Consider the following 10,230-nt stretch of genomic DNA (forward strand, 5'->3'; position numbering starts at 1 on the left):
TGGAAAAGAACGGGGAATGCGAGGTGAGTCCGCGGACTACCAGCGCAAGTGTGCGAAGGCACGATTCGCTTGAGCCATGCGGTGCACTTCTTCCTTCTTCTTAACAACGCCACCCGTATTGTTATAAGCGTCGATAATTTCATCAGCCAAAGCCTCATTCATAGGAACGCCCTTACGGCTACGAGCCGCATTGACCATCCAACGGAAAGCAAGTGCTTGCTGACGCTCGAAAGAGATTTCGACGGGCACTTGATACGTAGCACCACCGACACGACGGCTCTTCACTTCAAGCTTAGGACGTGAGTTCTCAAGTGCACCCATAACCAGATCGACTGGATCGCCCTTTTCGAGCTTCTCGCTGACACGCTGGAATGCGGTGTAAACGATCTTTTGAGCCACAGTGCGCTTACCACGCTCCATGATCATATTCACAAGATTGGCAACCAGAGTGCTATTATAGCGAGGATCTGGAATAAGAGGACGTTTTACGGCTTGGCGACGACGTGACATAGTAAGAAAGAAATAAGATTTAAGAAATCAGAATTAAGAAACACCTAATTTAAGAAGCACTTAACAGGCTTCAGGAAGCCTCCTTAGGACGCTTCACGCCATACTTAGAACGGCTACGGCGACGCTTCTCTACTCCAACACAGTCAAGTGTGCCACGAACGATGTGATAGCGAACACCAGGAAGGTCCTTCACACGACCACCACGCACCAGCACGATACTGTGCTCCTGCAAGTTGTGACCTTCATCAGGAATGTAGGCAATCACTTCGATGCCATTAGTCAGACGAACCTTAGCCACCTTACGGATAGCAGAGTTCGGCTTTTTAGGCGTACGAGTCATAACTTGAACACAGACACCACGGCGAAATGGGTTCTTGTCCAGGTGACGAGACTTGGATTTTACCTTTTGAACAACACGAGGGTTGCGGACTAGTTGGTTAATTGTTGGCATTGAAATTGATCGCTGGAATTAGAGAAAGACGGCGAAAGTAGCGCTTGGCCTTTCCTGTGCAAGTACCTTTTTGCATTTTTTTTGAGGAACGAAATCACGCCCAGCGTACTATCCATGCGGGTTCCAGAGCCTCAGTGGATTATACATAAATAGGAGGTGCACATTTTTGCCCTCTTAGATGCCAGACAAATGCGATAACGCCCAGAGAGAATGGCAACGCAAACAAATAACACCAACAAGCTGCGCCAACCGCACAAACAGCCTCAGCCCACTCAACTCGCAGGCTTGCAAATACAGCTCTGGCCCACAATCTCGCCCCATGCTCACTAGCCTACTCGGATACTGTTTATTAATCGCCTTTGCCTGGCTTTGCTCCAGCGCTCGTAAAAACATCAACTGGAGAACAGTCCTAGGAGCGATCGTCATACAATTCGGCTTCGGCGCGCTGGTCCTCTATTCCCCATGGGGCAAATTCGGGCTTGAAGTCCTTTCAGTCATGGTCGGCGACGTCATCAACTTTGGCTTTGTAGGCATTGAATTCCTATTCGGCGGACTGGCCGGCCACAAACACAACCTAGGCTTCCTCTTCGCCTTCACGGTATTACCAGTGATCATATTTTTCTCATCGCTGATCTCCGTACTCTACTTCTTACGAGTCATGCCCATCATCGTCGCCTCATTGGGCGGCGTCATCCAGAAGCTACTCGGCACCAGTCGCGCGGAATCGCTCAGCGCGACCGCCAATATTTTTGTGGGACAAACTGAGGCACCACTCGTCATCAAGCCCTACCTGGCGCGCATGACCAAGTCGGAATTTTTTGCCATCATGGTCGGCGGACTCTCCTCAATCGCAGGCAGCGTAATGGCCGGCTACGCCAGCATGGGAGTCAGCCTGGAATTCCTACTGGCGGCCTGCTTCATGGCGGCCCCCGCAGGCCTACTCTTTGCCAAACTGCTCATGCCCGAAACCGAAGTGCCCAATAATGAAAAGCTGCCAGAGGCAATCGACGGAGCCCCCGTCAATGTATTCGACGCAGCGGCGCAAGGCGCCAGCGACGGTCTCAAGCTCGCACTCAATGTCGGCGCCATGCTAATCGCATTCGTCGGACTCATCGCCCTGAGCAATGGAATACTTGGCAACGTCGGCGACCGTCTCGGACTGGATAACCTCAGCATACAATTATTACTAGGCTACGCCTTCTGCCCACTTGCCTGGATCTTAGGCATCCCATGGGAGCACGCGATCCAGGGCGGCGCCATCATCGGCCAAAAAATCGTGCTCAACGAATTTGTCGCATTCCTGGAATTTACCAATATAAAAGAGACACTCAACCTGCGTAGCCAAGCGATACTCACCTTTGCACTGTGCGGCTTTGCCAACTTTTCATCCATCGCCATCCTACTAGGCGGGCTTGGCAGCCTAATCCCCCAACGTCGCAGCGAAATCGCACAACTCGGCATGCGCGCCCTGCTCGCAGCTTCGCTAGCCAACTTCTCCAGCGGCGCAATCGCCGGAATGCTCGTGCAGTAAGCATTTCAGAGTTGCCAATTCAACTAGCCTTAGCGTTGTTTGGACACATGAAACTCATCGACGGTAACGCTATAGCAGAATCCATTATCGAAGAGCTGACCACTCAGGTCAGCCAAATCCAAGGGAAAAAGCCCGTAGTGGCCTTCATCAGAGTAGGCGACGACCCCGCCTCCGTCTCCTACGTGCGCAAAAAAGAAAAGACCGCCCAGCGCATTGGCATCGAAAGTCGCCTTTACCTGCTCCCCGAAGATGTCAGCAAGGAAGCCCTGTTTGCACAAATCGACAGCCTCAACGCCGATGCCGACATCAACGGAATCCTAATCCAAGCGCCCCTGCCCAAACACATCGACGAAACAGAGACTTTTAACCGCGTGCTCCCCAGCAAAGATGTCGATGGCTTCAACACACTGAACATCGGCAAGCTCTGCCAAGAAGATGACAGCGGCTTCGTCGCCTGCACCCCCGCTGGCATCGTAGAACTCATTCAACGCAGTGACATCGAGACCGAAGGCAAACATGTCGTCGTACTCGGCCGCAGCCAAATCGTAGGCAAGCCCGCAGCCCTACTCATGATGCGCAAAGCACTCCCCGGCAATGCCACAGTCACCGTCTGCCACTCCCGCACCCAAGACCTCCCCGGTATCACACGCCAAGCCGACATACTGATCGCTGCGATCGGACGCGCCAACTTCGTTACCGGCGACATGGTCAAGGAGGGCGTAGCCGTTATCGATGTGGGCATCAACCGCGTCGAAGACAGCAGCAAGAAGCGCGGCTACCGCCTAGTCGGCGACGTCGAATTCGATGCCGTGGCCCCCAAAGCTTCACAAATCACTCCCGTCCCCGGAGGCGTCGGCCCAATGACCGTTGCCATGCTCATGCACAACACACTCCGTGCATTCAAAGCTGCTCAAGCCGGATGAGCACCCCCGAACCCAAACCAGACGAGCACGCGAAAGAAAGCTCCCAGCCCAAAGCTCCCAGCGCGGGCAACCTGCTCGACTCGATTTTCCGCAAAGACGGCCCCATGCCGCCTGCCAGCGTTCGCCTGCGTGCCCTCGCCTTCCTACTCGACTTCATCCTAATCTCGGCAGTGGCCTCTGTCATTATCTGGAAAATCGTGCTGCCTCAATCACACCCGGCGGCATTCACCGAGCTATCCGAATGGACACAAGCCGTCGTGACTTGGTATAGCGAGCGTGCCAGCACGCCCGATGCGACGATCCCGGAACCGAGCAAAAATCTCACCCGCGCCCTCGCGGTTGCCAACGAACTACAAATGCTCACTTTTTGGCTCTACTTCGCAATTGGAGAAGCCTTCTTCGCCGGCAGCTCACTCGGCAAGCGGATCTGTCGCATACGCAGCGTCAGCACCGTCACTTTAAGCACGCCCCCGATCATGTCTGGCATCGTTCGCGGCGGCCTAAAAACTCTCACACTCTATCTATTCTTCCCCTTTGGCCTAATCGCCACCCTCGCGACCCTGTTTTTCAACAAACGGCGCCAAATGGGGCACGATTTAATGAGCCGCACCGCTGTTATCGACGAAAAACTCGTAAATATGCAGAGTTCAAAGTAAGACACATTGCGTATCCGTCATCCTACGTTTTCTGTTTTGCCAAAATCATAATTATAGATCACATTTAGACTCAGAATTAGAAACTTTACTTGATCTTAGATCCTCCACACTCAGAACAGCGCCATTTTGATCAGAAAACAACAGCCCAAAATCCTCGTCGTCGACGACCAACCGATCAACATTAAGCTGCTCCAACGCAAACTAGAGCGCCAAGGCATGGATGTCTACGTGGCCTACAATGGGCGCGAATGTTTAAGCACCGTCGCAGAAACCAAGCCAGACCTCATTCTGCTCGACATTATGATGCCTGAGATGGACGGCATCGAGACCTGCCAACGCCTCAAGTCAAACCCTCTCACCGAGACCATCCCCATCATTTTCATCACCGCGAAAGCCTCCAAGGAAGGGAAACTTGAAGGCCTGGACGCGGGCGCTGTCGACTATATCACCAAGCCGATCGACCTCGACGAAACGCTCGCCCGCGTGCGCACACAGCTGCGCCTACAGGAAATGTTTCGCGAAAACCTCCAACTACAGGTACGCCTCGGCGACGCACGCAAAGCCGCGGCCGTCGGCGCGATCACCCAAGGCATCGCACATAACTTAAACAACCTGCTCGGTGTCGTCGTCGGCTACCTCGACCTGATTAAAAACGGTCACGACAGCCCCGACATGGTCAAACACAGCGTCGGCCTGATGGATAATGCCATCACCCGCATGGTAAATATCATACGCCAGCTCGGCACCATCGCCAACAACGAACGCCTCGAACTCACCACACTTTCCGCCTCGGATCTAATCGAAAGCAGTGTCGAGCGCTACCGCACAGAGTATGAAGTCCCAAGCCAGGTCACCATCGAATCCTCACTCGACAGCGACACCAACATCTCGGCCAACGCGGAAACCTTCGAGATCATCTTGGGCAAGCTCCTGATTAACGCATGGGAAAGCTACCCCAAAAACACACCCGCAGAAGAGCGCAGCATCATTTTAAAGGCCAGCATCGATCGTGAACGTGGCCCCGCCATGCTAAAACTACAAGTGACCGACCATGGCACAGGCATCTCCCCCGAGGTGAGCGACACACTATTTGAGCCCTTCATTACGACCAAAACTTCAGTCGGACGCGGCATGGGCCTCACCATCGCACGCCACACCATCCGCAACCTCGAAGGCGAACTCCATTTAAAAGAAAATCCCGAAGGCGGCGTCACCGCCACCTTCACCCACCCTCTGTAAGCAGGCTAGAACAATACTTATGCCAATTCGTATCGCATTTATCGGAGCCGGCCGCATGGCCTCAGCCATCGTCCGCGGCCTCCTCGAAAAAGAACATTACGCCCCCGAAGAAATCGCCTGCACATGTGGCGATGACCCAACCGGCCCCGCACTCGCGGAGGCCACCGGCATTCAGTTTCTAAAAGATATCACGCCCGCACTCTACGAAACAGAGGCCGTCGTGCTTGCATGTAAGCCACAACAGTTCGCCGCCATCAGCCCCGAACTCGCCGAAGCGGCTCGCGGCAAACTCATACTCTCCATCCTCGCGGGCACACCACTCGTGCGCTTGAGCGAGAAATTCGCCCACGCCCGCAACATCGTGCGCACTATGCCCAACACGCCCGGCCAAATCGGCGCAGGCGTGACAGCCTTTGCCCCCCTGCGTGAACTTTCAGACAAAGACAACGGCATCGTGGAGAACACCCTCAGCTCTTTGGGTAATTTTCACGAAGTCGATGAAGTCGACCTCGACGCCGTCACCGCACTCAGTGGCAGTGGCCCCGCCTATGTCTTCGAGTTTGCTGCCGCACTACGCGAAGCAGGCGTCAGCTGCGGTCTGGACGAAGGGCTGGCCGACGCACTCGCCATCGACACCCTACTCGGTGCCGCCATGCTGCTGGCCGAAAGCGAAGAGACACCCGAAGCTCTGCGCAACGCGGTCACCTCCCCCGGTGGCACCACCGCCGCCGCCCTCAAAGTCTTTCAAGAAGGCGACTTTCGCGGTCTAGTCGAGCGCGCCCTGGCCGCAGCCAAAGCACGCTCACTCGAACTCGCCGCCGAATAGTCGCGAAATAGCAGCAGAGCCTAGTATTTCACACTGCAGCCATACGGCACTGTCGTCGCGTCTTCGATCGGCTCCCCGGCCTTGGCACTGGCATAGGCCGCCTTCACATAATTTTTGGCCTTGGCGATATCACTTTGACGAGCCGACTTGATGCTATCAATCGCCCCTTGGTAAAGCAAAGTGCCCTCCGGATCGATTAAAAACATATGGGGAGTGGTACGCGCGCCATATTGACGCCCCACCGCACCGGAAGGGTCCAGCAACATCGCAGTGGAATGCATCCCCTCGGACTCACGTAATGCTTCGCCCTCAGCAGGAGTCACATAGCCCTGCTTGCCCTCTGCCGAAGAAACGATTTGCAACCAGACCACGCCATCTTCCGTCATCGACTTTTGCAAGGCCTGCATATCGCCCTCGCCATAGTGCTTCATCACAAACGGACAATAGCGGTTCGTCCACTCTAGGACCACATATTTGCCCGCAAAATCCGACAAGCTGTGCGTCGCGCCCACCGTATCGGTCAGCGTAAAATCAGGAGCTTTCGCGCCCGTCTCAACGCTCGCAGACAAAGAGGATACAAAAACGAAAGAAGTCGCCAAGAGAACAGATAGATAGTTTTTCATAATATGATTCAATTTTGTTGGTAATAAGTGAGAGTCAGCAAAGAGACTTTATTCCTAGCTAATTTCAAGTTGCCAGTAGAGATTCTAAAAAGCCTTGAGCACGCACCTAATTTAAGATTAAAAAGCCCGTAGAACAGCGTCCACTGACACAAACCAAGATCACCTATGAATGCACTCATCTACAGTAACGAATATCCACCCTACAATTATGGCGGCGCAGGAGTGCATGTTGAATATCTAACCAAGGAACTCGCCAAACTACCCGATGTGGACGTCGATGTGCGCGCTTTTGGCGATCAAGAACAGAGCGGCTACCCGCTCAAGGTAAAAGGCTATCCCGTCGACACCAGTCAGTATGGTGCGCCCAAGCACTTACACTCCATCTTCGGCAGCTCCCAGCGAGCCATCACTTACAACGCCGACGGCAACGAGGCCGACGTTGTACACTGCCACACCTGGTATACTCACCTAGCCGGCATCATGACTAAGATGAACTACGGCATCCCGCTCGTCATCACCGGCCACTCTTTGGAACCCCTCCGCCCCTGGAAACGCGAGCAACTCAAAGGCGGTTACGACTTTAGCAGCTGGGTCGAAAAGACCGCACTTGAAATGGCCGACGCCGTGGTCGCCGTATCTGAAGGCACCAAGACCGACATCCTCAAACACTTCAATGTAGCTCCCGAAAAAGTGCATGTGATTTATAACGGCATCGACACTGAAGAATACAAGCCCGTCGATCCCAGCCCTGCGCTGTCCAAGTTCAACATTCCCAATGACAAGCCGTACGTACTCTTCGTCGGCCGCATCACACGCCAAAAGGGCATCATCCACCTAGTCGAAGCGATCAAGTACATGAACGACAATTATAATGTCGTGCTCTGCGCCGGCGCGCCCGACACCGAGGAGATCGCCGCCGAGATGAAAGCCGCTGTCGCCGCAGCCAGCCAAGAGCGCGATGGCATTTATTGGGTCGACGAAATGGTCAATAAGACCGACATCATTCAGCTCTACTCCGGAGCCGCCGTCTTCTGCTGCCCGTCCATCTATGAGCCCTTCGGCATTATCAATCTCGAAGCCATGGCCTGTGAAACCCCCGTTGTCGGCTCCGCCGTAGGCGGCATCCCCGAAGTCGTCGTCCACGACGAAACCGGCTTCCTGGTCCCCGTCGCGCAACAACACGAGAGCCCCTTCGCGCCACTCCATCCCACCGCATACGCCAAGGACCTGGCACATCAAGTCAACCGCTTGATGGACGATCCCGCAAAACGCGAACGCTTCGCCAAAGCCGGCCGCAAACGCGCCGTCGAACAATTCAGCTGGACCAGCATCGCCCAACAAACGCGCGACCTCTACGTCTCCCTACAAAAATCTTAATTCTTCTTTCCTAATTCCTCTTTCCTAATTCTCCCCAAAATGTCTCTCTTAGCTAAAACCGCAGGCACTCGCCGTGTCGTCATCGATCACGTCACCCCGTCAATCGACGGCGGACGCAACCCCTTCAAACGGGTCATCGGCGATTGGATCCCTTTCCAAGCCTATGCCTTTGCCGATTCACACGACCTCTTACAAGTCGAACTACGTATTCGCAAGGTAGATACAAATGACTGGCAAGTGCTCCCCATGGCAGCATTGGGCAACGACGAGTTTGAGACCACCTACCGCACCGACAGCATCGGCCTCTTCGAATATGAAGTCGCTGGCGTGATCGACCACTACGGCAGCTGGTATGAAGGCTTTAAGAAAAAGCACCAAGAAGGCGTCCCCCTCGACTTGGAATGCCGCATCGGCGCCGAACTGCTCGAACACGCAGCCGACCGCGCCAGCGAATACCACGCCGAACAACTACGCGAATGGGCCGCTCACCTCGCCGATTCCAGTGCCGACATCGAGACGCGCATCAGCCTAGCCTATAGCCGCCATGTGGCCGACATCGCCCGCAGCTACCCCCAGCGCGCATGGGAGACCACCAGCCCCCGCTCCCTGATGCTGATCGAGCGCGAACTTGCCGCCTTCAGCGCTTGGTATGAATATTTCCCACGCTCCTGCTTCTACGATGGCGTCACCCATGGCAGTTTCAAAGACGCCGCCAAACGCCTACCCCAGATCCACGAGATGGGCTTCAACATCGTATACTTCCCACCGATCCATCCAATCGGTCGCGAGTTTCGTAAAGGCAAAAACAACACCCTCACTCCCGGCCCCGACGACGTGGGCAGCCCATGGGCAGTCGGCGCAGCCGAAGGCGGCCACAAATCCATCCTCCCCGAGTTAGGCACCCTCGAAGACTTTAAACACTTCCTCGACGAAGCCGAAATGCGCGGCATGGAGGTTGCCCTCGACATCGCCTTCCAATGCGCGCCCGATCACCCCTGGGTCAAAGAACACCCACAATGGTTCCGCTGGCGCCCGGACGGCACCGTGCAATACGCCGAAAATCCGCCCAAGAAATACCAGGACATCCTGCCCATCAACTTCGAGTCCGACGACTGGGAAAACCTCTGGGACGAGCTCAAAAGCGTCTTCGAATATTGGATCGAGCAAGGCGTCAAAGTGTTCCGCGTCGACAACCCACACACCAAGTCGATGGAGTTCTGGCGCTGGTGCATCCTCAATATCAAGGCGCAGCACCCCGAAGTCATCTTCCTCGCCGAAGCCTTCACCCGTCCCAAGCGCAAATACTTCCTGGCCAAAGGCGGCTTCACCCACGGCTACACCTATTTCACCTGGCGCAACACCGCAGCCGAGCTGCAGCAATACGTTGAAGAGCTCACGCAGGGCGACTCCAAGGATTACTTCTGGCCCAACTTCTGGCCCAATACGCCCGACATTCTACACGCCGACCTGCAAACCGGCAACCGCGCCACCTTCATCGGTCGCTACATACTCGCGGCCACACTCTCTTCCAACGTCGGTATCTATGGACCCGCCTACGAGCTACTCGACCATGAGCCCTATCCCGGCAAAGAGGAAAACAATCACAGCGAGAAGTATCAGCTCAAGGCCTGGGACCTCGACAAGCCCGGCAATATTCGCGCCGAAATCAGCCGTGTAAATGCCATTCGCAACAACCACGAAGCCTTCCAGCGCACCTTTAATGTGCAGTTCATCCCCTGCACCAACACTCACATTATCGCCTACTTAAAGCAGAACTTCGAAAAGACTGACCGCTTCATCGTGGTGGTCAACATGGACTGGGAAAACAAACAAGTCGGCAGCCTCGACCTCAGCGGCGCAGCCCTGGGCCTCGCCGCAGGAGCCAGCCTACGCCTCGTCGATCAATTCGCCGCAGCCCCCAAGGAATATCTGTGGCACGACAGCTTCCCCTACCTGGAGCTCAACCCACACACCTGTCCTGCGCATATTTTCCAGATTATCGATTAAGCAATTCCGATCTTTCAAATATTGTGTGATGCAAAATCCCCCGGCTCCGTAAGAAAGCATTCCATTGCCTACGCGTCGACATGCCCC

10 protein-coding genes are annotated in these 10,230 nt (G+C 55.0%); 7 read left to right on the forward strand and 3 right to left on the reverse strand.

The window, feature by feature from the left end:
- Positions 1 to 36 precede the first annotated feature (36 nt).
- Together rpsG and rpsL are read right to left on the reverse strand one after the other, a co-directional pair.
- On the reverse strand, positions 37 to 510 hold the full coding sequence (gene rpsG / locus SH580_RS10440) for a 30S ribosomal protein S7 (RefSeq protein WP_308949568.1): 474 nt from the start codon (positions 508 to 510) through the stop codon (positions 37 to 39).
- 70 nt (positions 511 to 580) lie between these two features.
- Positions 581 to 961, reverse strand: coding sequence for a 30S ribosomal protein S12 (rpsL, locus tag SH580_RS10445; RefSeq protein ID WP_319834921.1), 381 nt, complete (start codon positions 959 to 961; stop codon positions 581 to 583).
- A 319-nt stretch (positions 962 to 1,280) separates the two neighbouring features.
- On the opposite strand from rpsL, the gene SH580_RS10450 reads away from it, so the two are divergent.
- The 5 genes from SH580_RS10450 (at position 1,281) to proC (ending at position 6,136) form a co-directional block, all read left to right on the forward strand.
- The gene (locus SH580_RS10450; protein ID WP_319834922.1) at positions 1,281 to 2,492 is read left to right on the forward strand and encodes a NupC/NupG family nucleoside CNT transporter; all 1,212 of its coding nucleotides are present in this window, start codon (positions 1,281 to 1,283) and stop codon (positions 2,490 to 2,492) included.
- A gap of 47 nt (positions 2,493 to 2,539) precedes the next feature.
- Positions 2,540 to 3,415: a bifunctional methylenetetrahydrofolate dehydrogenase/methenyltetrahydrofolate cyclohydrolase FolD gene (folD, locus tag SH580_RS10455; RefSeq protein WP_319834923.1), complete on the forward strand. Its 876-nt coding sequence runs from the start codon at positions 2,540 to 2,542 to the stop codon at positions 3,413 to 3,415.
- Positions 3,412 to 4,071: an RDD family protein gene (locus SH580_RS10460; RefSeq protein ID WP_319834924.1), complete on the forward strand. Its 660-nt coding sequence runs from the start codon at positions 3,412 to 3,414 to the stop codon at positions 4,069 to 4,071. The genes folD and SH580_RS10460 overlap by 4 nt, the downstream gene beginning before the upstream one ends.
- Positions 4,072 to 4,197: 126 nt before the next feature.
- The gene (locus tag SH580_RS10465) at positions 4,198 to 5,310 is read left to right on the forward strand and encodes a response regulator (RefSeq protein ID WP_319834925.1); all 1,113 of its coding nucleotides are present in this window, start codon (positions 4,198 to 4,200) and stop codon (positions 5,308 to 5,310) included.
- A gap of 19 nt (positions 5,311 to 5,329) precedes the next feature.
- A complete protein-coding gene (gene proC / locus SH580_RS10470) occupies positions 5,330 to 6,136 on the forward strand; it encodes a pyrroline-5-carboxylate reductase (protein WP_319834926.1) in 807 nt (268 codons plus the stop codon).
- Between the two features lie 20 nt (positions 6,137 to 6,156).
- On the opposite strand, the gene SH580_RS10475 is transcribed toward proC, so the two are convergent.
- A complete protein-coding gene (locus tag SH580_RS10475; RefSeq protein WP_319834927.1) occupies positions 6,157 to 6,759 on the reverse strand; it encodes a thioredoxin family protein in 603 nt (200 codons plus the stop codon).
- A gap of 165 nt (positions 6,760 to 6,924) precedes the next feature.
- Here SH580_RS10475 and glgA point away from each other — a divergent pair, with 165 nt between their 5' ends.
- Positions 6,925 to 8,136: a glycogen synthase gene (glgA, locus tag SH580_RS10480; RefSeq protein WP_319834928.1), complete on the forward strand. Its 1,212-nt coding sequence runs from the start codon at positions 6,925 to 6,927 to the stop codon at positions 8,134 to 8,136.
- A gap of 39 nt (positions 8,137 to 8,175) precedes the next feature.
- A complete protein-coding gene (locus SH580_RS10485; RefSeq protein WP_319834929.1) occupies positions 8,176 to 10,143 on the forward strand; it encodes an alpha-1,4-glucan--maltose-1-phosphate maltosyltransferase in 1,968 nt (655 codons plus the stop codon).
- Positions 10,144 to 10,230 lie beyond the last annotated feature (87 nt).

It is taken from the genome of Coraliomargarita algicola (assembly GCF_033878955.1).
GTDB classification, from domain to species: domain Bacteria; phylum Verrucomicrobiota; class Verrucomicrobiia; order Opitutales; family Coraliomargaritaceae; genus Thalassobacterium; species Thalassobacterium algicola.